The organism is Microvirga sp., from assembly GCF_014699075.1.
Taxonomy (GTDB): Bacteria; Pseudomonadota; Alphaproteobacteria; order Rhizobiales; family Beijerinckiaceae; genus Microvirga.
Genome location: NZ_JACXAB010000025.1, coordinates 36,243 through 57,730 on the forward strand (window position 1 = coordinate 36,243; position 21,488 = coordinate 57,730).

The following is a 21,488-nucleotide window of genomic DNA, read 5'->3' on the forward strand; positions in this document are numbered from 1 at the left end:
CCGGTCCCTTGGCCGGACCGGCTGGCTGACCAGAGACCATCAATCAAGAACCGGATCGACTCTTGATCTTGGGCGTCACCTGCTCTCTATCTTGGTGACCTTCGCGCCTGCCGCCTCCCATTGTCGATTCGATTGTGAACTCCTCCCTTGCTCTGATCTGGACCATCACGGCCGCCACGACCCTCTTGCAGGCCGGGAACGGTCTTCTGCAGGCCCTGATGCCGCTGCGCATGCAGGCGGAGGGCATTTCCGTGGCTTCCATCGGTGTCGTGGCCGCAGCCTATGGCGTGGGCTTCTCGACGGGCTGCTTCCTTGCGCCGAGCTTCATCCGCCATGTCGGCTACATCAGGGCCTTCGCCAGCCTGGCGGCGGTGGTGTCCGTGCTGATCCTGGCGATGACGCAGGCTCATTCGACCCTGGCTTGGATGCTGCTGCGCGGACTGACGGGCGTTACGCTCGCCTGCATCTTCACCGTCACTGACGGGTGGATCAGCGCCCGGGCGACGTCGAGCCATCGCGGGCGGATCTTATCCATCTACATGATCTGCACCAAGGTCGCCCTGATGCTGTCCCCTCTCGGGATCAGTTTCGGCGACATCCGCACGGATGGGTTGTTCATGGCGGTGAGCGCGCTGATCACGCTCTCGCTGCTCCCCATTGCGGCCACCACCACGAGTGAGCCCAGCGCACCGCAGGGCGTGCGCATCGAGGTCAGGAAATTGTTTGCCACGGCTCCGTCAGCGGTGGTCGGAGCTTTCGTGGTCGGCCTCGTCAATGGGCCGGTCATCGCGATCACACCGGTGTTCGGCGTCAGCATCGGGTTGGGCCAGGATCAGGCTGCGGCGCTTCTCTTCGCCTTGCAGGCGGGAAGTCTCGCGATGCAATGGCCGCTCGGATGGTTGTCCGACCAGGCTGATCGACGCTACGTGATCGCGGGCCTGGCCTTAGGGACGAGCTTGGTCTCGCTCCTGATCCTCTGGGCCAGCACGCAGAATGCGAATCTGCTGATCCTGTGGTCGTTTGCGGCCTGGGGCGGATTGGCCCTGTGCATTTATTCGGTCTGCGTCGCTCATGCCTGCGATATCGTCGATCCGGGGCAGATCGTATCCACCATCGGCACACTGCTGTTCTCCTGGGCGACCGGGGTCACCGTCGGTCCACTACTCGGGGCATTGGCCATGGAGGTCCTTGGACCTCAGGGGCTTTTCATCTACGCGGCCTTGGCTTCACTGGGCCTTGCCGCCTTCATCGTGATGCGGATCATTCGGGTGCAGCGACCGCCTGCCAAAGGCGGCTTTGTCGACATCGCGCCCACCAGCTCCGCTTCGGCCGGCCTGACGCCTCGGGCAGACCCGGGAACGGCAGAATCTCAGCCTCACCCCTCCGATCCGGAGGGAGAGGCCGAGGCGCCTGATCAGAAGGGAAGGTCTCCGGCCACGCGGGTCGAGACGTCGCCGTAGCGGTTGAGACGCTTGTCGATCATGTCGTCGATCTTGCCATAGACTTCGGCCACGCTGAGCTGGCGGGTCTTCTTGCCGTCCTTGGTGAAGAACAGCGACTTGTTCGACTTCGCCGCGGCCGGGAAGGCGGCGGGCGCGCTCTTCTTGGGCGTGTCGTCCACCAGGGCGATGAACTTGCTGGCACTGTCCACGCCGAAGAAGTGGGACATGTAGAATTCGGAACGGTTGAGCTTGCGGCCAAGCCTTGTTTCGATCTTCGCCTTGTCGCGCTTCATCATCTCGGCCGCCATGAGGGACGAGATGTAAGGATTGCGGCGCAGCCCGAGAATGTGCTCGCGCATGGTGTCGTCCGCTACGGCGAGCTTGCCGTCGATCCGCTCGATCGCCTGCGCTTCCGCATCCAGGCCATGAGCAGGCCCGAAGGAGCGCACGACTTCGAGCCATGTGCTCGTGATGAACTGGAACAGGCCTACGGCCGAGGAGGTCGAGGCTTTGTTGCCGGGCAGGAAGCTCGATTCCTTGTCCGCAAGAGCCATCATGTAGACGGGGTCGGCACCGGTCATCCGGGACGCGCGCAGGATCGTGTCCACGATCCACACCGGCACGCGCATGTCCTCGAATTCCATGTAATCCGTGAGTTCCCGCGAGACGGGCTTGTCATCCTCGCTGCCGGCCCGGGTTGTCGGATTGGTCAACGGGATGGTCAGGATGATCTGCCTCTGCAGGTCGGCCTGGTTGGCATCAGCGGGCGGCACCGTGACGATAGCTTCCAATGGGTCCGCCTGAGCGGGATTATCTGCCGATATGACAAACGTCTCCCCGCGCTGAGCCGGAATCTTGATGGCATTCTCGCCGGCATCGAAAGCCGCCGGAAGAGCTGACTTCTGCTCCGCGGCCGAGGCGGATTGGGGCATGGCGGCGGTGCCGAGAGCCAGTGTCATGCAGGCCCCGAGGCCGAGCATCTTGGTCAGGTTGAGCAGGGTCTGACCTCCCTGAAGGGTAGGCCGCTTCTGAGCCGTCCAAGCACCCCGGAAGCCGCTGTGCTGCTCGAAATCGAGGCAAATAGCCTTCTGCTGGCATGCGTCGCGAGACGCCGTCAGAGCAATCTGCATATGAAGAAGCCCCCTAAAAAATGCGCCGCTTCACTGTTGTGACAGGTTTGCGGTTGTTCTTCGTTCAAGTGAGATGAGTATGTGCGTGCCAGATATGTCCAGAATGGGTCAGCTTAACGGTGGAATTGGACTTTGTTCCCAGACCTGACTGTTTGCAACTATCCGGACAAAGGGGATAATCTTCAAAGAACTCCTGATTTCTCAAGAATAACGGCGTGAAGACGCGCTTAAGGCAAAGATTAACTATGATTTGCGGGTCATTCCGCCGCACCTAGGAAATTGCTCAGGTTGTCATGGGACAGGGCAGTCAGCTTTGGTCGCGTGAGTGCAGCGTTCAGCAAACAGGCGCTCGCAGGGATAGCGGCGCCCGACCCTTCCGGGCTGTCTTACGATCTGCGGAGGTACCTCGATGCCGGCCATGATCGAGGCCCTCAGGGGTGAGGCGAAGTCCAAGCTGCCCTGTTCAAGCCAGTCGCAGATCCAAAGGCGGGGCCGGCTTCAGGACGATCGGGCAGCCCGCGGCCACGAAGACGACCGCATCGCATGCTTCCGCAATCCGCTGGTTCAGGCGCCCCTGCTCGTCGCGGAAGGAGCGCCCGAGAGGGGTCGATGGCACGATGCCCTGACCCACTTCGTTCGATACCAGGATGAGAGGGCCTTGGGCCTCCCGGACCACGCCGCTCAGCCGATCAGCCTCATGAGACGGGTCGCGCTCGGCGAGCATGATGTTGGAAAGCCAGAGGGTCAGGCAATCGACGAGCACGGCCTTGTCAGGGCCTGTCTGAGCCTGGATAGCCTGCGACAGCTCCAAGGGGGCATCCACCGTCTGCCAGGAATGGTCGCGCTCCAGACGGTGCAGGGCGATGCGTTCGCGCATCTCATCGTCGAAGGCTTGCGCGGTCGCGACATAGATCCGCTGTGATGAGGCTTGTTCGGCAAGCTGCAGGGCGGTGCGGCTCTTGCCGGAGCGCGCTCCGCCCAGGACCAGGACGCGACGGTAGAAAGGCATGATCGGTCAGGCGCTCAGCCGGTTGAGGGGGATGACCATGTGAACACGCAAGCCCTCCGGCCGCCACTCCCGCTCAAGGGTCCCCCCGAGCTGTCCGGCGATGCTTCGCTGGGACAGCTGCGTGCCGAACCCTTCAAAACTTGGCGCGGACTCGATGGATGGTCCGCCGTATTCGGTCCAGAGAAGGTCCACGTCCTCGCCCTCGAGCGTCCAGCGGATGGTGAGGTCGCCCTCCGCACAGGAGAGACATCCATATTTGGCCGCGTTGGTGGCAAGCTCATGCAGGACCAGGGCAAGGCTCGTCGTCGTATTCGAGCCCACGGCAACACCGGGACCCTCGATCACGATCTTGTTCTGGCCAGACTGCCTGTAGGGTTCGAGGACAGCCTCGATCAAGCGGGAGAGCTCGACATCGGTGCCGGAGCCCGGCTCCGCTATAGAGGCTGGCTGGACCAGCTCGTGGGCCCGCGACAGGGCGCTGAGCCGACCTCTCAGAGCGGTTGCCATATCCTTGGGGTCTTTGGCCGTGCGGGCCGTCATCGAGACCATGCCGTTTGCGATGGCGAACAGGTTCTTCACGCGGTGATTGAGTTCCCTGGTTAGAAGCTTCTGGGCCTCTTCGAGGGCTTGGCGCTCCGTGATGTCGCTGATCACACCGTAAAGGCTGACGGCGCGACGGGTGCCGCCGTCATGCACGTGAAGGGCCTGGCCATGGGAACGGAACCAGCGCAGGCTCCCGTCGGGAAGCTGCGCCCGATAGTGGTTGTCGTACTTGCCATCCGAATCCGGAGCGGCGGCGGCGGCAATCCGCGCCTTCGCGTCCTCCCGATCCTCAGGATGGATCATGTTCAAGGCTTCATCGAGAGAAAGGCTATACAATCCGTTGTGAGGGATGTGGTAGAGGGTGCAGCTTTCCTCGTCCCAGGTGATCTGGCGATTGTCGAGATCGATCTGCCAGGTTCCGAGATGGGCCGCTTCGAGAGCCAGGCGATACTGGCTCTCGAGCATCCGGATGGCTTCCTCGTTCTTCTTCTGCTCATGGATATTGGTGCTTGTGCCGAACCAGCGGGTAATCTGGCCGGTGAGGTCCTGGATCGGAATCGCCCGGCTCAAGAACCATTCGTGGTCTCCTGCGGCGTTCCTGATCCGGTGCTCCCACTCATAGGCTTGTCCGGATTCGAGGGAGCGTTTCCAATGGTCCTGGGTTTGGACCAGATCATCCGGATGGATGGATTCCTGCCAGCCGTCGCCTATGATCAGCTCGCCCGATCGGCCCGTATATTCACGCCAGCGCCGATTGACATAGTCCACATATCCATCCGGCCGGGATGACCAGACGAGTTGGGGCAGAGACTCCGCCAGAATGGCATATTGGGTTTCTGTATCCTTGAAATCCACGCAGAACTCCCGGGCCACCCTTTTGGCCAAAGTCACTCACAAACCGGCTTCGCTTAAGCAAGCATTGTTGTAGGCCTTTTTCGAGGCTGACAACCCACATCCGATCCCATGTGCATTTTCTCGGCACAAAGAGTAGCGCCAATTGTGTGAAACCATTAAAAAGCCGCCTCGTGTCTGGCGGTTCCCTCCGTCAGCGCCTAGATGCAGGACAGCCCACGCACCCGATGCGACCCTTCCTACGCTGAGGCTGATTGACAGTTTTTCATGAATGATATGAGCCCCAAGCCGGTGTCTCCACCGGAGATGTCATCTGCCGAGGCCCTTCAGCCGAAGGAGCGCCGCTCCCGCCGGTTTGCGTGGATCGGGATGGCTGCGAGCATTCTCCTGTTCGGTGCTTCGCTTATCGTTCTCTGGCATATCGTATCCGACATCGACATCAACGAGCTGAAATCCGCGTTCACGACGGCCAGCCTGCGTCAGATCGGGCTCGCGGTGCTCTTCACCGCCATCAGCTATGGCCTGCTGACCTGCTACGACGCCATCGCGTTACGCCAGCTCAAGCTGCAGATTCCCTACCGCACCACGGCCTTGGCCTCCTTCACGAGTTACGCGGTGAGCTTCACCCTGGGGTTCCCGCTGCTCACGGCCGGAACGGTCCGCTACTGGATCTACTCGCCCAAGGGCGTGAAGCCGGGACGGGTGGCAAGCCTCACCGTGATCGCCGGGGTGACCTTCTGGCTCGGCATGGCCCTTGTTCTCGCCTGGAGCCTGATCAGCAAGGCCGATGAACTGGCAAGCCTCGTCTACACCCATATCTGGATGAACCAGCTCGTAGGATTGGGCGCTGCCGTCTTCGTCGTCGTCTACATGGTCTGGGTCTCGCTCAAGCGCCGCTCCGTGAAGATCCAGGGCTGGAAGCTGGAGCTGCCGGGCTTTCGCCTGTCCCTAGCGCAGATCCTGATCGGCGCCGGCGATGTCTGCGCCGGCGCGGGCGTTCTGTTCGTCCTCCTGCCGGACGGGCATGGGCTCAATTTCGAGACCTTCGTGGCAGTCTACATCGTCGCCGTGATGCTGGGAGTGGCGAGCCATGCACCGGGTGGTCTCGGCGTTTTCGAAGCGACCATTCTTCTCGCCCTCTCGAGCTACCCGAGGGAGCCGGTTCTCGGAGCGCTGCTCCTCTACCGCCTGTGCTATTACCTCATTCCCTTCGTGATCGCTCTCGCGCTTCTCGGCGGCTACGAGATCCGCAACCGGATCCGGGCGGCGCGGCTCTCGTTCAAGCCCGACGACGATGATGTCGCCGCAGGAGCCGAGCTTGGCGGGAGATGACACCTGCTGGCACCTGCCTTAAAGAAGGCGTGTAACCCCTCCGAGACCCTCCGTTCGATGAGCGATCCCGACGATCCGACGCCGGAACCTAAGCTCCAGGGCGCTGCGCTCCTGCGTGATGCGGCCCTGCGGGCCGCGGTTGTCACGTGCTTCGTCATGGTGGTCGTCGCGCTGGTGCGGGGCAGCGGAGATGCCTGGCTTCTGCTCTGGGCTGCCATTGCCATCATCGCCGGATTTCTGGTTGCCAGCCCGAAGCGCAGTCTCGGGGTCGGGGTTCGGTCGCAGCCCAGCAAGCCCCAGCAATCAAGTGTCGCCGAGGCGGTTCTAGCCCAGATCCCCGATCCGGTCATCCTGGTGGATCAGCGCGCCGTCGTCATCGAGGGCAACAAGGCCGCTTATGGGCTCCTGAGCGGATTGAAGACCGGGCACCCTTTGTCCTTCGCGCTCCGCAGCCCCGATGTGCTGGACGGCATACAGAGGGTTCTGGAGAGAGGCGAGCCCCTCAAGGTGGAATATTCGGAACGGGTTCCCACCGAGCGCACTTTCGAGGTCCATATCGGTCCGCTTCAGGCCGATGCACCCGGCGCCGGGATCCAGTCCGGGGTCGTCCTGTTCTTTCGCGACCTCACCTCGGCCCGCCGCCTGGAGGCCATGCGGGCCGATTTCGTAGCTAATGCGAGCCATGAGCTGCGCACTCCGCTGGCCTCGGTGCTCGGCTTCATCGAAACCCTGCAGGGCCCGGCCCGCGACGACGTGAAGGCCCGGGAGCGCTTCCTCGACATCATGAAGGGGCAGGCCGAGCGCATGAAGCGCCTGATCGACGATCTCCTGTCCCTGTCGCGGATCGAGATGCGGGCCCATCTCTCGCCGACCCAGAATGTCGATCTCGCCGCCATCGTAGCCCAGATGGTCGAAACCCTGTCGCCCATGGCCCGGGAGAGAGGCGTCGTCATCCAGGCCGCGCTGCCCAGCCAGCCGATCCTCGTGCGCGGCGACCGCGACGAGCTTCTGCGCGTGGCCGAGAACCTGATCGAGAATGGGGTGAAATATGGCGAGAGCGGCGGCAAGGTGGATGTGGAGGTCGCCAGTATTGGCCCCTCCCATGGCGAGCAGGGTCCGCATGTCACCTTCACCGTCCAGGATTACGGCCCTGGCATTGCGCCGGAGCACCTGCCACGCCTGACCGAGCGGTTCTATCGGGCCGATGTGGTCCAGAGCCGCGATAAGGGCGGAACGGGCCTGGGGCTTGCCATCGTCAAGCACATCGTCAACCGCCACAGGGGGCATTTCGACATCGCGAGCGAGCCAGGGCAGGGCGCCCGGTTCACGGTGACGCTGCCCGAGGCCCGCTCCTGACGGGGCAATTGTCCCCAGGCCAGAAAATGAGACGCCCCAGGGGATCCTGACGGGCTGTCATGTAATTGTCATCCAACTGTCGTAGAGGAGACATCCGTCGGGCCTAGCTGTCCCATCGCGTGACACGGTCCAGAGCTTTCAAGCCGCCTGTCACACTGCATGAACAGGAGATTGACCCTTGAAGATCATGTCCTTCGCCATTGCGGCTGGCCTTGCCGTCGCCGGCTTTACGACCACGGCCTCTGCCGCTGACATCACCGGCGCAGGCGCGACGTTCCCGTTCCCGATCTACGCCAAATGGGCCGAGGCCTATAACAAGGAGACGAGCAACCGGCTGAACTATCAGTCGATCGGCTCCAGCGGGGGCATTCGCCAGATCCGGGCCAAGACAGTCGATTTCGGCGCGACCGATGCTCCCCTGAAGGGCGAAGAACTCCAGAAGGACGGCTTCGTCCAGTTTCCGGCCGTCATGGGCGGCGTGGTCGCCGTCTATAACGTTCAGGGCGTTGCCGCCGGCCAGCTGAAGCTGACGGGCGAGGTTCTCGCCGACATCTTCAACGGCAAGATCTCCAAGTGGAACGATGCCAAGATCGCGCAGGCGAACCAGGGCGTGACGCTGCCGAACGCCGCGATCACCCCGGTCTACCGCTCCGACGGATCCGGCACCACCAGCGTGTTCACCACCTACCTGTCCCAAGTCTCCGAGACCTGGAAGAGCGGACCGGGCGTTGGTGCGTCGGTGCAGTGGCCTGTGGGTCAGGGCGGCAAGGGCAATGAGGGCGTCGCCGCTCTCGTGAAGCAGGTGCCGAATTCGATCGGCTATGTGGAATACGCTTACGCCAAGCAGAACAGCATCCCGTTCGCTCAACTTCAAAACAAGAACGGCAAGTTCGTCTCGCCGGAAGCCAAGACGTTCCAGGCTGCCGCTGCCAATGCCGATTGGAAGTCGGCTCCCGGTTACGGCATCTCGCTGACGAACCAAGCCGGCGACGAGGCTTGGCCGATCACGGCTCCGACCTTCATCCTCGTGCCTAAGAATCCGGAAAAGCCCGAGCAGGTGGCCGAGGCCTTGAAGTTCTTCGACTGGTCGTTCAAGAACGGCGACAAGATGGCTGTTGAGCTCGATTATGTGCCGCTTCCCGCCCAGCTGAAGGATCAGGTGCGCGCGACGTGGAAGAGCGAGATCAAGAACGCTTCGGGTCAGCCTGTCTTCACGCAGTAATCTGACCTCGATCAAACAACACAGCGGATCGGCGAATGGTAGCTCTCTCGCAAGAACGTCTCGTTACGAGCGCGGATGCTCCCGCTCGTCGATCCCCTCCACCAAGTTTCGACCGGCTCTTCCGCCTCGCCAGCCTCGCATCGGCCCTTCTGGTGCTGATCGTGCTGCTGGGCATCATCGGATCGATGATCTACGGCGGGATGCCTGCCTTCCGTGAGTTCGGCTTCGGCTTCATCACGTCAACCGTCTGGAACGTCAACGAAGACCAGTACGGCGCATGGGTTGCCATTGTCGGCACCCTGACGACGGCGCTGATCGCCCTCGTGATCGGCGTGCCTCTTTCGCTGGGCATCGCGATCTTCCTGACGCAGCTCTGCCCGCCTTGGCTCAAGCGGCCCGTGGCGACCACCATCGAGCTTCTGGCAGCCGTTCCCAGCATCATCTACGGCATGTGGGGCCTCTTCGTTTTCGCGCCTCTGTTCGCGAACTACGTGCAGATCCCCGTCTCCAACATCGTCGAGGGAATGCCCATGATCGGCACCATCCTGTATGCCCGCACGCCCTCCGGCGTCGGCATCCTGACGGCCGGCATCATCCTGGCGATCATGATCATTCCGTTCATCGCCTCCATCGCACGCGACATTCTCGATCAGATCCCGTCCGTGCTGCGTGAGAGTGCCTACGGCATCGGCTGCACCACCTGGGAGGTCGTGCGCAACGTGCTTCTGCCGCAGGCGGGGGTCAGCATCATCGGCGCGGTTATGCTCGGCCTGGGCCGCGCACTCGGCGAGACCATGGCCGTGACCTTCGTGGTCGGCAACGCGAACCGCCTGTCGGGCTCGCTCTTCGATCCGGGCTCCACCATCGCATCCCGCATTGCCAACGAATTCAACGAGGCCATCGGCCTGCAGCTCAACGCGCTCATGGGGCTGGGCTGCATCCTGTTCCTGGTCACGTTCACCGTGCTCGTGCTCGCCCGGATTCTCGTGTCACGGGTGAAGGTGGGTTGAGGAGACGATGATGGACACCGCTCTGCAGCACCAGACCTCGGTTGGGACGACGATTGCTCCTGCCCCCTGGGGACGGGTGCGCCGCAGCCGCCATGTGGCCGACCGCGCCCTCAAGATCATCTGCACGTTGTTTACGGTCCTGGGCGCTTTCGTCCTCGGCTGGATCCTTCTGATGCTGCTTGTCGAGGGCATCGGCGGCCTGTCGCCCGCGGTCTTCACCGAAACGACGCCGGGACCCGGCACCCAGGGTGGCGGTATCGCCAATGCCATCGTGGGCAGCCTGATCATGACCGTTCTCGGCATCGTCGTAGCAACGCCCGTCGGTGTGCTGGCTGGCACCTATCTTGCCGAGTACGGCAAAAGCTCGAAGCTGGCTGAGGTCATTCGCTTCGTGAACGACATCCTGCTCGCCGCGCCCAGCATTCTGATCGGCCTCTTCGTCTACATGCTCATGGTGCAGCCCATGGGGGGCTATTCCGGTTGGGCTGGTGGCGTTGCGCTCGCGATCATCGCGGTGCCCGTGATCGTGCGCACCACAGAGGACATGCTGCGCCTCGTGCCGGGTTCGCTGCGTGAGGCGGGTGCTGCGCTCGGTGCCCCCATGTCCACCGTGATCATCAAGATCAGCTGGAAGGCGGCGCGCGCCGGCATGGTGACCGGCGTGCTGCTGGCCACTGCCCGCATCGCCGGCGAAACCGCCCCGTTGCTGTTCACGGCCCTCAACAACAATTTCTGGTTCAACCCCAACCTGATGGGTGGCGTCGCCAACCTGCCGGTCATGATCTACCAGTTCGCCCTCTCGCCTTACGAGAACTGGCGCGAACTGGCATGGGCCGGCGCCCTTATCATCACCATGTCGATCCTGGCGCTGTCGGTTGTGGCGCGCCTGCTCCTGAGGAAGGATAAAGTCCGATGAGCACGATTGCCCTCAACACGAGCAGCGCGGTCGGAAAAGCCGCCGCCGGAAATGCCGAAGCGCCTGTGCGCATCGCCGTGCGAGATTTGAATTTCTACTACGGTGATTTCCGCGGCCTCAAGGACATCAACCTCGATTTCTACGACAGGCAGGTAACGGCACTCATCGGTCCGTCCGGCTGCGGGAAGTCGACCCTGCTGCGCACTTTCAACCGCATTTACAGCCTGTATCCTGAGCAGCGCGCCGATGGCGAGATCCTGCTCGACGGCCAGAACATCCTGTCGCCCTCCATCGACGTGAACGAGCTCCGGGCCCGCGTTGGCATGGTGTTCCAGAAGCCGACACCGTTCCCGATGTCGATCTACGACAATATCGCGTTCGGCATCAAACTCTACGAGAGGCTGCCGAAATCCGAACTTGACGGCCGCGTTGAGGAGGCCCTGCGCAAGGCGGCTCTATGGGACGAGGCAAAGGACAAGCTCCGTCAGTCGGGCATGAGCCTGTCGGGCGGCCAGCAGCAGCGCCTGTGCATCGCGCGCACCATCGCGCAGAAGCCCGAGGTGATCCTCCTTGACGAGCCGACCTCGGCACTCGATCCGATCTCCACGGGCAAGATCGAGGAGCTCATCGAGCAGCTCCGCTCCGAGTTCACCATCGTGATCGTCACGCACAACATGCAGCAGGCGGCCCGCATCTCGCAGTTCACGGCCTTCATGTATCTGGGAGAACTCGTGGAGTTCGGCCCGACCACCAAGATGTTCATGAACCCGGCCAAGAAACAGACTCAGGACTACATCACGGGCCGCTTCGGCTGATCGAAGCGGCTCAAGGAGAACCTCCATGTCAGAGCATATCGTCCGCTCCTACGACGCCGATCTCCAGGGGCTCCGGCAGCGCATCGCCGAGATGGGCGGCATCGCAGAGAAGATGCTGGTCGACTCCGTTTCCGCCCTGGCCCGCCATGACAAGCCTCTGGCCCAGACGGTGATTGCGTCCGACCCGCGCCTCGATGTTCTCCATCGTGAGGTCGAGGAGAACGCCATTCTCACCATCGCCCGCCGTCAACCCCTGGCGGTCGACCTGCGCGAGACCATCTCGGCCATCCGCATCGCCGGCGACGTGGAGCGCATCGGCGATCTCGCCAAGAACATCGCCAAGCGGGCGCTTGCGATCGGCGACGACTTCCAGCCGCACAAGATCGTGGTGGGTCTCCGGCATATGAACGATCTGGTGATGGGGCAGCTCAAGGACGTGCTCGACGCCTATGCGCAGAAGGACACGGCGAAGGCACTCGATGTGTGGAAACGCGATGGCGCCATCGATGCGCTCTACACCTCCCTGTTCCGGGAACTCCTCACCTACATGATGGAAGATCCGCGCAACATCTCGTTCTGCACGCACCTTCTCTTCTGCGCCAAGAACATCGAGCGGATCGGCGACCACACCACCAACATCGCCGAGACGGTTCACTACCTCGTCACGGCCGAGACGCTGGCCATCGACCGGCCGAAGAACGACCGCTCCATCGACACTACGGTCGAGGCGGGAGCCTGATCATGGGGCCTCGCGTTCTGATCGTGGAGGATGAGGAGCCTTTGATGCTCCTCCTGCGTTACAACCTCGAGGCCGAGGGCTATGACGTGGACAGCGTGTCCCGCGGCGACGAGGCGGAGATCCGCCTGCGCGAGCAGATACCTGACATCGTGCTGCTCGACTGGATGCTGCCCGGCCTGTCCGGCATCGAGCTCTGCCGTCGCATTCGCGCGCGGTCGGAAACCGAGCGCCTGCCGGTGATCATGCTCACGGCTCGGGGCGAGGAGGGCGATCGGATTCGCGGCCTGTCCACCGGCGCTGACGATTACATCGTCAAGCCCTTCTCCGTGCCTGAGCTGCTGGCGCGGGTGCGTGCGCTCCTGCGCCGGACGAAGCCCGCCTATATCGCAACGCTTCTGCGAGCCGGCGACATCGAGCTCGACCGCGAAACCCACCGGGTTCGCCGCGCCGGCCAGGAACTGCACCTGGGGCCTACGGAGTTCCGCCTGCTCGAATTCCTGATGCAGAGCCCTGGTCGCGTCTTTTCCCGCGAGCACCTGCTCAATGCCGTCTGGGGCCACGACGTCTATATCGACGAGCGCACCGTGGATGTGCACGTGGGCCGCCTGCGCAAGGCGATCAACCTGCCGCGCAAGCCTGACCCCATCCGTACGGTGCGGGGCGCCGGCTATTCCTTCGACGAGACCTTTGCTCGCGAGGAGCAGGCGCTGGAGGCCTGAGGAGATCCGATGAAAGAAAAGGCCGCGCTGAAACGATCAGCGCGGCCTTTTCTTTTAAAGACGATGAGGCTCAAGCCCGGGCGAACTTCCGGTCGCGCTTGCGGTCGGCCACCGGCTGGTAGGCGACGCGGGCGTGGTGGGTGCAATAGGGCAGGCCTGTGATGGAGCGGGCGCCGCAGAAGCGGAACTCGGGCTTGGTCGGGTCGCCCATGGGCCAGCGGCACATGGACTCGCGCAGGTCCATGATGGTCACGCGCTCGGAGACCGGAACGGCAAGGTCGTCTTCGACGTAGACGCTCGGCTCCTGGGTCACGGGCTGGAGGGCGATCGGGGCGATGACCACATTGTTGGTGTGCGGCTGAGGCGGCAGGGGAGCCGGGGCGCTCGGCGCGCGGGTCGCCTTGCGGGGGCGGGCCGCGGCGGCGGAGCCGGCCGGCTTGGCATCCTTGGCCCGGCCGGACAGGCCGAGGCGGTGAACCTTGCCGATAACCGCGTTACGGGTCACGTTGCCAAGCTCGGCGGCGATCTGGCTCGCGCTCAAACCATCGGTCCAGAGCTTCTTGAGAAGCTCGACCCGCTCGTCCGTCCAAGTTGCGCCCGCATCTATCATTTTCAATCTGCCTCCACCGGAGGCGGCCTTCAAACACTCAGAATCCCGGATGCTTCGCGGACAGGGTTTTTATGTCCGACCGCGTTGCGAGGGTCGCTCCTGAGGGTGAATGCCGCCGCACGAATGCCGTACTCGACTGACCCGAAGTTACAGGATGGGTGGACTCGGGCGCAAGAGTCCCCGAACAACCCCTGCCGTTTTCCCCAAGGAACTCACCTTTGGGAAAAGTTCCTTGTGATGAGTCAGTTCATTTCTCTTGAATTGACAGGGTCTCGCACCTCGTTAGAATCCCCAGCCGTGCCGCCCCTGCTGGGGCGGCGCTTTCTTTTTCGGACCCGGGTGCGACCTTGGGTCCTTGGAGGCGGAGACAACCTGTGATATCGCCATTGCTGCCGACTTTTGCCCGTGCCGAGCTTTCGTTCGAGAAGGGAGAGGGCCCCTGGCTCTACGGCCGAGATGGCGAGCGATATCTCGACCTGGGTGCCGGCATCGCAGTCAATGCCCTGGGCCATGCCCACCCGCACCTCGTCCAGGCCCTGACCGAGCAGGCCTCCAAAGTCTGGCATACCTCGAACCTGTTCCAGATTCCCGAAGGGGAGCGACTGGCCAAGCGCTTGGTCGACAACACCTTCGCGGATTTCGTGTTCTTCGCCAATTCCGGCGCCGAGGCGAACGAAGCCGCCATCAAGATGGCGCGCCGCTATCATTATGCGAACGGCAACCCCGAGCGCTTCCATATCGTCACCTTCGAGGGCGCCTTCCACGGCCGGACGCTGGGCACCATCGCGGCCGGCGGGCAGGAAAAGTACCTGGAAGGCTTTGGCCCCAAGGTCCAGGGTTTCGATCAGGTTCCGCCTGAGGATATCGAAGCCTTGAAGGCTGTGATCGGTCCGCAGACTGCGGCCCTGATGATCGAGCCGATCCAAGGCGAGGGCGGTGTCCGGTCCGTTTCGAACGCTTTCCTTCGCGAGCTGCGGGCCCTGTGCGACAGCCATGGGCTGCTCCTGATCTTCGACGAGATCCAGACCGGGGTCGGCCGCACGGGCAAGCTCTTCGCCTATGAGTGGAGCGGCGTGATGCCCGACATCATGTCGGTGGCCAAGGGCATCGGCGGCGGCTTCCCTCTCGGCGCCTGCCTTGCCACGGCAGAAGCCGCCAAGGGCATGACGCTGGGCACCCACGGCACCACCTTCGGCGGCAATCCGCTTGCCATGGCGGTCGGCAATGCGGTGCTCGACGTGATCCTGGAGCCCGGCTTTCTGGAGAGCGTCGAACGCAAAGGCCTGCTGCTCAAACAGCGCCTCGCGGAACTGAAGGACCGCCATCCGGGCGTGATCGCCGAGGTGAGAGGGCAGGGGCTCATCATGGGTCTGCGGACCGTTGTTCCCAACACCGCCTTCGTGAGCGCCGCCCGCGATCAGAAGCTGATCGTCATCGGCGCCGGCGACAACGTTGTCCGCCTTCTGCCGCCGCTGATCATTTCGGAGGCCGATCTCGGAGAGGCCATCGATCGCCTGGATGCCACCTGCACGGCCATTGAAACTGCGCAGCAAGCCGCCTCTCAGCCGGGAGTCGCCCAATGACAACCCGCCATTTCCTCGATCTGAGTGATTTCTCCGGAACGGAGATCCGGAGCCTGTTGAAGATCGGCTCGGACATCAAGTCCAAGCGCCGCCGTGGCGAGAAGGCCAAGGACCGCCCGCTCGAGGGCAAGGTCCTGGCCATGGTTTTCGACAAGCCCTCCACCCGCACCCGCGTCTCTTTCGACGTGGGCATGCGCGAGCTCGGCGGCGAGACGCTGATGCTCACCGGCAAGGAAATGCAGCTGGGCCGCGGCGAGAGCATCGCCGACACGGCGCGGGTCCTGTCCCGCTATGTGGACGCCATCATGATCCGCACCCTCGATCATGCCATGGTGACGGAGCTCGCCCAGTACGCCTCGATCCCGGTCATCAATGGTCTCACCAAGGTGACCCATCCGTGCCAGATCATGGCCGACATCATGACCTTCGAGGAGCATCGCGGCTCCATCGACGGCAAGACGGTCGCTTGGACGGGCGACGCCAACAACGTTCTCGCCTCCTGGGTCCACGCGGCCGCGCGTCTCGATTTCACACTGAAGATCGCGTCCCCGCCGGAACTTGCCCCTCGCCCGGAGCTTTTGTCCTGGGCGAAACAGGAAGGGGCCAAGATCAGCGTGACCACCGATGCCTTCGAGGCCGCCGAGGGCGCCCACGCGGTCATCACCGATTGCTGGGTGTCCATGGGCGACGACGACGAGTTCCGCCGCCAGAACCTGCTCAAGCCTTATCAGGTCAACGGCAGGCTCATGGGCGTGGCCGACAAGGAGGCCATCTTCATGCACTGCCTTCCCGCCCATCGCGGCGAGGAGGTGACGGACGAGGTGATGGACGGTCCGCAATCCGTGGTTTTCGACGAGGCCGAGAACCGGCTTCACGCACAAAAGGGCATCCTGGCCTGGTGCCTCGGAGCAGCAAGCGCATGAGTTCAGCCTCGTTTGAAGGAACCGACGACATTGTCCTCCCCTTCGCGGTCGAGCCCCTCGACGTGCGCGGACGCGTGGTGCGCCTCGGTTCTTCCATCGACACCATCCTGGCCCGCCACGGCTATCCCGACCGGGTTGCCCGCGTCATCGGCGAGGCAGCGGCACTGACCGTCATGCTCGGCGCATCCCTCAAGCTCGAGGGACGCTTCCAGCTGCAGACGAAAACCGACGGCATCATCGACATGGTGGTGGTGGACTTCAACGCGCCGGACCGCCTACGCGCCACGGCCCGCTTCGACAAGGACAAGCTTGAGGCTCTCGACTCCGCCTCAGTGGGAACAGGCGAGCTTCTCGGCTCCGGCTATCTTGCCATGACCATCGACCAGGGTTCCGAGCGCAGCCGCTACCAGGGTGTCGTCGCGCTGGACGGTCAGGGCTTCGAGGAAGCGGCGCACCAGTATTTCCGCCAGTCGGAGCAAATCCCGACGCAGGTGCGCCTCGCCGTGGCCGAGCAATTCGAGAACGGTCGCCACACCTACCGTGCCGGCGGTCTGATGATTCAGTTCCTGCCCTCGTCTCCCGAGCGCCTGCGGCAGGCGGATCTCAACCCGGGTGATATCCCTGAGGGCCACCCGTCGAACGATCTCACTGGGCCGTCCGAGGACGATGCCTGGCTCGAGGCCAAGTCGCTGGTCGGCACCGTCGAGGATCACGAATTGGTCGATCCCACCGTGTCCAGCGAGACGCTTCTCTACCGCCTGTTCCATGAGCGTGGCGTGCGTGTCTTCGAGGGCCAGCACGTGCATGAGGAATGCACGTGCTCGCATGAGCGCATCATGGGCATGATGCGCCGCTTCCCGCCGGAAGACCGCCGCGACATGGTGGGCGAGAACGGCCGCATCGGCATCACCTGCGAGTTCTGCTCGCGCTTCTATGATCTGGATCCGGTGGAGGTCGAGGCCGAGATCGCGAAGGCAGAGGCATCCCAATAACCTCTTCTCAACACACACTCACCTCATCCTGAGGAGGTCACATAGTGACCGTCTCGAAGGAGGCTCCAGAGAGCACTGGATGATCCTTCGAGACGCGGCCTCACGGCCGCTCCTCAGGATGAGGGCAAAGTGTTGTGAACGGTCTTAAGAACTCGCACATGTCGCAGCGAGTCGGCGCATGAAGGCCGCCCCTGCCTCGAGCTGGTCCAAGGTGATGTATTCATCCGGCTGATGCGCCTGATCGATGGAGCCCGGTCCGCAGACCACGGTCGGGATGCCGGCCGCCTGATAATGGCCCGCCTCCGTGCCGAAGGGCACGGTCTGCGTCTGGTTCTTGCCAGCAAGCCGCAGAGTGAAAGTTTCCGCAAATGATCCCGGCTCCGGCGCAAGGCCTGGCACAGCCACCTCAAGCTTCGTTTCGATCCGTCCGAAATCACCAAAGCGGTTGAGGCGCTTGAGCGCGACCTCCTGCACAAACGCCTCCAAGCGGGTTGGGATCTCCTGCGGATCGAGGTTCGGCAGGCCGCGGAACTCCCAATGGAAACTGCACGACTTAGAGAGGATGTTGCGTGCCGTGCCGCCCGAAATCGTGCCCACATGCACGGTCGTGTAAGGCGGATCAAAGCGTCCGCTCGTGTCGCCGCGTTCCATCATCTCGTCGCCGATCCGGTTCAATTCCGCGATCAGTTCTGCCGCCGTCATCACGGCACTCGCGCCAAGATAAGGTTTGGATGAATGGGCTTCGAAACCATGCACCGTGGTGCTGAAGGTCACGACGCTTTTGTGCGCGTCCACCACCTCCATCATCGTCGGCTCGCCCACGATTGCAGCTTTCGGCATCGGCAGATCGTGGCCGAGGCGTCGGATCACGTCGACCACGCCGAGGCAGGTCGTCTCCTCATCATAGGAGAGCAAGATGTGAATAGGCGTCGTGAGGTTCGCGGCCTTGAACTCCGGGATCAGCGCCAGGGCGAGCGCATCGAAGGCCTTCATGTCCACGGCTCCACGCCCATAGGCCCGCCCGTTCTCCACCCGAAGGGTGAAGGGATCCGACGTCCAGGCCTGCCCAGTCACCGGCACCACGTCCGTGTGGCCGGAGAGCACGATCCCGCCGCGATCCTGAGGTCCGACCGTCGCATAGAGGGCTGCCTTGTCGCCGGTCTCGTTCGGCACGCGCACATACGGCACGTTCCAGCTCTGGAGGTAGCTTTCCACGAAGTCGACGAGCGGCAGGTTCGACTTCGAGCTCACCGTGTCGAAGGACACGAGTTTCGCCAGCATTTCGAGCGGCGTGAGCCGCTGGCCTTTAGGTGACATCGGGAACCTCAGTGCAGCACGCGTTTCGCGCGCGGGATATCGAGTGAGAAGGCGGGGATTTCAGCATCAAAAGTTTCGCCGCTCGCGGTCTCCATCAGGTAGGTGCCCTGCATGGTTCCGCCTGGGGTCGTCAAGGGGCAGCCGCTCGTGTAGCTGAAGCTCTCGCCCGGCCCGAGCACAGGCTCCTCGCCGACCACGCCCGCGCCACGCACCTCCTGCACATGGCCGTGCTCGTCTGTGATCCGCCAGTGGCGGGCCCGCAGCTGAACCCGCTCCAGACTCGTGTTGATGATCTCCACCGTATAGGCAAAAAAGTAGCGGCCGTCATCGGGGGAGGATTCTTCGGGCATGTAGCGGGGCATCACCGTCACAGAGATGCCGCGGGTCACAGCCTTGTACATGCGTCTGCCTTCACCCAGTAGAGGAGTTGGACCCGCCCGTGGTAAGGCCGTCCTCATACGTCGTCAATCGACGCAGAGGAGAACCGGCTATGCTCGACGGATGGGTGCGGCGCAGGATTGATCCGTCGATTGACCGGCTGGGGCAGGGCCTCGCAGGGGCAGGCATCTCCGCCGATGCCGTGACGCTGGCAGGGCTGGGGCTGGGATTGGCCGCAGCCCTCATGATCATCTTCGAGCTTGATATTGTGGCGCTCGTCCTGTTCGGCCTCAACAGGCTTCTCGACGGGCTTGACGGTGCGATCGCCCGCTCGACCCGACGGACGGATCGGGGTGGTTTTCTGGATATCGTTCTTGATTTTACCATCTACGGGGCCATTCCGTTGGCTTTCGCCCTGCGTGATCCCGGCGCCTTCGCCTTGCCGGCAGCGGTTCTCCTGTTCGCCTTCTATGTCAATGGAGCAAGCTTCCTTGCCTTCGCGGCCGTCGCCGCCAAGCGGGGGATGAGCAGCGACGTCAGGGGCATCAAGTCGATCTATTTCACGGCCGGCTTCATGGAGGGCACGGAAACGATCCTGTTTTTCGTCGCCATGATCCTGCTCCCCGGACATTTTGCGGTCCTGGCCTACGCGTTCGCCGGGTTGACCATGATGAGCGCGCTGGCCCGCATCACGCTAGCCTGGCACGCGTTCCGCGACGAGGCTTAACGAAAGCGATTGAGAATTCCGTAACAAGGCTTAGAGGATACTGACAGGCTCAACACTTTTATGGGGGCGGGGCTCTCGGATGACGGACATGGTAGCGTTGAAGGACGGAATCCAATCGGCTGATGCCATCATGCGCCTTGCGGAAGCGGGAGCCATCAAGCCGGAGACGCCCTTCGCGTCCGATCAGGTGCAGCCGGCGAGCCTGGACCTCCGGCTGGGCCGTCGAGCCTACCGGGTGCGGGCCAGCTTCCTGCCGGGGAGGAACCATACGGTCCAGGATCGCCTCGACCAGCTGAGCTTCCACGAAATCGACCTGAGCCGGGGCGCCATCCTGGAGACCGGCAGCGTCTATATCGCGGAGCTGCAGGAGGAACTCGCTTTGCCGCAGGATCTCTCAGCGGCGGCGAACCCCAAGAGCTCCACGGGCCGCATCGACGTGTTCACCCGCGTCATCACCGACCAGAGCCAGGAATTCGACACGATCGGTGCGGGCTATCGTGGCCGCCTTTATGCCGAGATCTCGCCGCGCACCTTCCCGGTGCTGGTCCGGACGGGCACGCGCCTGTCCCAGTTGCGCCTGCGCAAGGGCGATGTGCGCCTGAGCGATGCGGAACTCCTGGCGCTTCACGAGCGTGAGCGGGTGGTGACCTCCGCCGAACCGTCGATCCAGGATGGCGTCGCCGTCAGTGTGGATCTCGCCGGTTTCGGTCCTGACAACCTGATCGGTTATCGTGCCAAGCGCCATACCGGCCTCGTCGACGTCGACAAACCGGGCTCCTGCCGCGTCACCGATTTCTGGGAGCCGCTCTATGCGGATGCCTCCCGGACCCTGATCCTGGACCCGGGCCAGTTCTACATACTCGCCTCCAAGGAAGCGGTGCATGTACCGCCGGATTACGCCGCCGAGATGGTGCCGTTCGATCCTCTCGTGGGCGAGTTCCGGGTCCATTATGCCGGATTCTTCGATCCGGGTTTCGGTCATGCGGGGGCAGGAGGGGAGGGGGCTCGTGCGGTGCTCGAGGTTCGCTCCCGTGACGTGCCGTTCATCCTGGAAGACGGGCAGATCGTCGGACGCCTCGTGTACGAGCGTATGGCCGAGCGCCCGAAGGTGCTCTACGGCGCGGGTGCCGGCTCGAACTACCAGGCCCAAGGGCTGAAGCTGTCGAAGCACTTCCGGTGATCCCTCAAGCCGCCCCCTTGCGGGATCGCCGCAAGGCCGGGTATGAATAGAGACACGCGGGCGTAGTTCAGAGGTAGAACGTCAGCTTCCCAAGCTGAATGTCGTGGGTTCGATTCCCATCGCCCGCTCCAATTCCCCTCCCATCACGACAGGAGCCTGCGGGCGAGCGCTTCCGTTTACCTTGATCGTCGAGAGAGTGCGGAAAGTATCTCTGATGTGTCGTTGCCGGTGTTGACAAACCAACCGGGAATCGACATATCCGCAGCCCCGCCGGAATTCAGTTCCGACGAGCTTCAATCTTAATAGCCCCGACGCTGCCGCGATCTCTGGATCACGACGCTTGTTCGGGTCTCGATCAGAGTTCTTAGAAGACCCTGATCTGCGACAAGAGCCATGAGCGCCAATATATGGCGAGTCTCGATGGCTCCTCTGACGGAAAAGAATAGCTTTCGGATCGCTGTCATTGATCCGGAGCAAGTAAACGCAGAGGTTAATATAATCTCTGCGAACGATGAAGCTTGTCTGTATATTGCTTGATGGCGCGGGCTGATGCCGATTTCGAAAATTTAATCGAAAAAGGTGTTGACCTAAAGAAGGGGTTCGGGTAGAACATCTTCATCGACGGCGGCCGCTGATGTGGCTGTTGTTTAGAACTTCCACAGAGACCGGGCTGGTGGGCCTGACGTTAAGTCG

At 62.9% G+C, this 21,488-nt stretch carries 20 protein-coding genes and 1 tRNA gene; 15 read left to right on the top strand and 6 right to left on the bottom strand.

Annotated features, from left to right (window positions below):
* The first annotated feature begins 134 nt into the window (after nucleotides 1-134).
* Nucleotides 135-1,460: an MFS transporter gene (locus IC232_RS33120; protein ID WP_190847183.1), complete on the top strand. Its 1,326-nt coding sequence runs from the start codon at nucleotides 135-137 to the stop codon at nucleotides 1,458-1,460.
* Here IC232_RS33120 and IC232_RS22460 read toward each other — a convergent pair.
* From IC232_RS22460 to IC232_RS22470, 3 genes are all read right to left on the bottom strand, one after another.
* Nucleotides 1,415-2,572: a transglycosylase SLT domain-containing protein gene (locus IC232_RS22460; RefSeq protein ID WP_190847184.1), complete on the bottom strand. Its 1,158-nt coding sequence runs from the start codon at nucleotides 2,570-2,572 to the stop codon at nucleotides 1,415-1,417. The two genes, IC232_RS33120 and IC232_RS22460, sit on opposite strands and share 46 nt — an antisense overlap.
* Nucleotides 2,573-3,035: 463 nt before the next feature.
* Complete coding sequence (cobU, locus tag IC232_RS22465) at nucleotides 3,036-3,581, bottom strand: bifunctional adenosylcobinamide kinase/adenosylcobinamide-phosphate guanylyltransferase (protein WP_190847185.1); 546 nt, start codon at nucleotides 3,579-3,581, stop codon at nucleotides 3,036-3,038.
* Between the two features lie 6 nt (nucleotides 3,582-3,587).
* Nucleotides 3,588-4,979, bottom strand: coding sequence for a PAS domain-containing protein (locus IC232_RS22470; protein WP_190847186.1), 1,392 nt, complete (start codon nucleotides 4,977-4,979; stop codon nucleotides 3,588-3,590).
* Between the two features lie 264 nt (nucleotides 4,980-5,243).
* Here IC232_RS22470 and IC232_RS22475 point away from each other — a divergent pair, with 264 nt between their 5' ends.
* The 8 genes from IC232_RS22475 (at nucleotide 5,244) to phoB (ending at nucleotide 13,085) form a co-directional block, all read left to right on the top strand.
* Complete coding sequence (locus IC232_RS22475; RefSeq protein ID WP_190847187.1) at nucleotides 5,244-6,308, top strand: lysylphosphatidylglycerol synthase domain-containing protein; 1,065 nt, start codon at nucleotides 5,244-5,246, stop codon at nucleotides 6,306-6,308.
* Nucleotides 6,309-6,365: 57 nt separating this feature from the next.
* Nucleotides 6,366-7,664: an ATP-binding protein gene (locus tag IC232_RS22480; protein ID WP_190847188.1), complete on the top strand. Its 1,299-nt coding sequence runs from the start codon at nucleotides 6,366-6,368 to the stop codon at nucleotides 7,662-7,664.
* A 178-nt stretch (nucleotides 7,665-7,842) separates the two neighbouring features.
* On the top strand, nucleotides 7,843-8,886 hold the full coding sequence (pstS, locus tag IC232_RS22485; protein ID WP_190847189.1) for a phosphate ABC transporter substrate-binding protein PstS: 1,044 nt from the start codon (nucleotides 7,843-7,845) through the stop codon (nucleotides 8,884-8,886).
* Nucleotides 8,887-8,921: 35 nt separating this feature from the next.
* The gene (gene pstC, locus IC232_RS22490) at nucleotides 8,922-9,896 is read left to right on the top strand and encodes a phosphate ABC transporter permease subunit PstC (RefSeq protein ID WP_190847190.1); all 975 of its coding nucleotides are present in this window, start codon (nucleotides 8,922-8,924) and stop codon (nucleotides 9,894-9,896) included.
* 10 nt (nucleotides 9,897-9,906) lie between these two features.
* Nucleotides 9,907-10,812, top strand: a complete 906-nt coding sequence (pstA, locus tag IC232_RS22495; RefSeq protein ID WP_246812339.1) for a phosphate ABC transporter permease PstA — start codon at nucleotides 9,907-9,909, stop codon at nucleotides 10,810-10,812.
* On the top strand, nucleotides 10,809-11,627 hold the full coding sequence (gene pstB, locus IC232_RS22500; protein ID WP_190847191.1) for a phosphate ABC transporter ATP-binding protein PstB: 819 nt from the start codon (nucleotides 10,809-10,811) through the stop codon (nucleotides 11,625-11,627). The genes pstA and pstB overlap by 4 nt, the downstream gene beginning before the upstream one ends.
* Before the next feature lie 25 nt (nucleotides 11,628-11,652).
* Nucleotides 11,653-12,366 (top strand): phosphate signaling complex protein PhoU, encoded by a 714-nt coding sequence (gene phoU, locus IC232_RS22505; RefSeq protein WP_190847192.1) that lies wholly within the window; start codon nucleotides 11,653-11,655, stop codon nucleotides 12,364-12,366.
* A gap of 2 nt (nucleotides 12,367-12,368) precedes the next feature.
* The gene (gene phoB / locus IC232_RS22510) at nucleotides 12,369-13,085 is read left to right on the top strand and encodes a phosphate regulon transcriptional regulator PhoB (protein WP_190847193.1); all 717 of its coding nucleotides are present in this window, start codon (nucleotides 12,369-12,371) and stop codon (nucleotides 13,083-13,085) included.
* Between the two features lie 70 nt (nucleotides 13,086-13,155).
* Here phoB and IC232_RS22515 read toward each other — a convergent pair whose 3' ends face one another.
* Nucleotides 13,156-13,695 (bottom strand): GcrA family cell cycle regulator, encoded by a 540-nt coding sequence (locus tag IC232_RS22515; RefSeq protein WP_190847194.1) that lies wholly within the window; start codon nucleotides 13,693-13,695, stop codon nucleotides 13,156-13,158.
* A gap of 374 nt (nucleotides 13,696-14,069) precedes the next feature.
* Here IC232_RS22515 and IC232_RS22520 point away from each other — a divergent pair, with 374 nt between their 5' ends.
* Genes IC232_RS22520 through IC232_RS22530 form a run of 3 tightly spaced genes read left to right on the top strand, consistent with a single transcriptional unit; the run spans nucleotide 14,070 to nucleotide 17,193 of the window.
* A complete protein-coding gene (locus IC232_RS22520; RefSeq protein WP_190847195.1) occupies nucleotides 14,070-15,278 on the top strand; it encodes an aspartate aminotransferase family protein in 1,209 nt (402 codons plus the stop codon).
* Nucleotides 15,275-16,201 carry an ornithine carbamoyltransferase gene (gene argF / locus IC232_RS22525; RefSeq protein WP_190847196.1) on the top strand — a complete coding sequence of 309 codons (927 nt, stop codon included), beginning with the start codon at nucleotides 15,275-15,277 and terminating at the stop codon, nucleotides 16,199-16,201. Before IC232_RS22520 ends, argF begins: the two co-directional genes overlap by 4 nt.
* Nucleotides 16,198-17,193 carry an Hsp33 family molecular chaperone gene (locus IC232_RS22530; protein WP_190847197.1) on the top strand — a complete coding sequence of 332 codons (996 nt, stop codon included), beginning with the start codon at nucleotides 16,198-16,200 and terminating at the stop codon, nucleotides 17,191-17,193. The genes argF and IC232_RS22530 overlap by 4 nt, the downstream gene beginning before the upstream one ends.
* Before the next feature lie 144 nt (nucleotides 17,194-17,337).
* Here IC232_RS22530 and argE read toward each other — a convergent pair whose 3' ends face one another.
* Both argE and apaG read right to left on the bottom strand, forming a co-directional pair.
* On the bottom strand, nucleotides 17,338-18,510 hold the full coding sequence (gene argE / locus IC232_RS22535) for an acetylornithine deacetylase (protein ID WP_190847198.1): 1,173 nt from the start codon (nucleotides 18,508-18,510) through the stop codon (nucleotides 17,338-17,340).
* Nucleotides 18,511-18,518: 8 nt separating this feature from the next.
* Entirely contained in the window at nucleotides 18,519-18,911 is a 393-nt protein-coding gene (gene apaG / locus IC232_RS22540; protein ID WP_190847199.1) for a Co2+/Mg2+ efflux protein ApaG, read from the bottom strand.
* 89 nt (nucleotides 18,912-19,000) lie between these two features.
* Here apaG and IC232_RS22545 point away from each other — a divergent pair, with 89 nt between their 5' ends.
* From IC232_RS22545 to IC232_RS22555, 3 genes are all read left to right on the top strand, one after another.
* Nucleotides 19,001-19,615 (top strand): CDP-alcohol phosphatidyltransferase family protein, encoded by a 615-nt coding sequence (locus IC232_RS22545; protein ID WP_190847200.1) that lies wholly within the window; start codon nucleotides 19,001-19,003, stop codon nucleotides 19,613-19,615.
* Nucleotides 19,616-19,703: 88 nt separating this feature from the next.
* A complete protein-coding gene (locus IC232_RS22550) occupies nucleotides 19,704-20,795 on the top strand; it encodes a 2'-deoxycytidine 5'-triphosphate deaminase (RefSeq protein WP_190847201.1) in 1,092 nt (363 codons plus the stop codon).
* A 56-nt stretch (nucleotides 20,796-20,851) separates the two neighbouring features.
* Nucleotides 20,852-20,926: transfer RNA gene (locus IC232_RS22555), tRNA-Gly, on the top strand.
* Nucleotides 20,927-21,488: the final 562 nt, after the last annotated feature.

Coding starts and splice junctions, on each gene's coding strand:
- IC232_RS22460 (WP_190847184.1), bottom strand. CDS start 2,572: ATGCAGATTGCTCTGACGGCGTCTCGCGACGCATGCCAGCAGAAGGCT.
- cobU (WP_190847185.1), bottom strand. CDS start 3,581: ATGCCTTTCTACCGTCGCGTCCTGGTCCTGGGCGGAGCGCGCTCCGGC.
- IC232_RS22475 (WP_190847187.1), top strand. CDS start 5,244: ATGAATGATATGAGCCCCAAGCCGGTGTCTCCACCGGAGATGTCATCT.
- IC232_RS22480 (WP_190847188.1), top strand. CDS start 6,366: ATGAGCGATCCCGACGATCCGACGCCGGAACCTAAGCTCCAGGGCGCT.
- pstC (WP_190847190.1), top strand. CDS start 8,922: ATGGTAGCTCTCTCGCAAGAACGTCTCGTTACGAGCGCGGATGCTCCC.
- pstA (WP_246812339.1), top strand. CDS start 9,907: ATGGACACCGCTCTGCAGCACCAGACCTCGGTTGGGACGACGATTGCT.
- pstB (WP_190847191.1), top strand. CDS start 10,809: ATGAGCACGATTGCCCTCAACACGAGCAGCGCGGTCGGAAAAGCCGCC.
- phoU (WP_190847192.1), top strand. CDS start 11,653: ATGTCAGAGCATATCGTCCGCTCCTACGACGCCGATCTCCAGGGGCTC.
- phoB (WP_190847193.1), top strand. CDS start 12,369: ATGGGGCCTCGCGTTCTGATCGTGGAGGATGAGGAGCCTTTGATGCTC.
- IC232_RS22515 (WP_190847194.1), bottom strand. CDS start 13,695: ATGATAGATGCGGGCGCAACTTGGACGGACGAGCGGGTCGAGCTTCTC.
- argF (WP_190847196.1), top strand. CDS start 15,275: ATGACAACCCGCCATTTCCTCGATCTGAGTGATTTCTCCGGAACGGAG.
- IC232_RS22530 (WP_190847197.1), top strand. CDS start 16,198: ATGAGTTCAGCCTCGTTTGAAGGAACCGACGACATTGTCCTCCCCTTC.
- argE (WP_190847198.1), bottom strand. CDS start 18,510: ATGTCACCTAAAGGCCAGCGGCTCACGCCGCTCGAAATGCTGGCGAAA.
- apaG (WP_190847199.1), bottom strand. CDS start 18,911: ATGTACAAGGCTGTGACCCGCGGCATCTCTGTGACGGTGATGCCCCGC.
- IC232_RS22545 (WP_190847200.1), top strand. CDS start 19,001: ATGCTCGACGGATGGGTGCGGCGCAGGATTGATCCGTCGATTGACCGG.
- IC232_RS22550 (WP_190847201.1), top strand. CDS start 19,704: ATGGTAGCGTTGAAGGACGGAATCCAATCGGCTGATGCCATCATGCGC.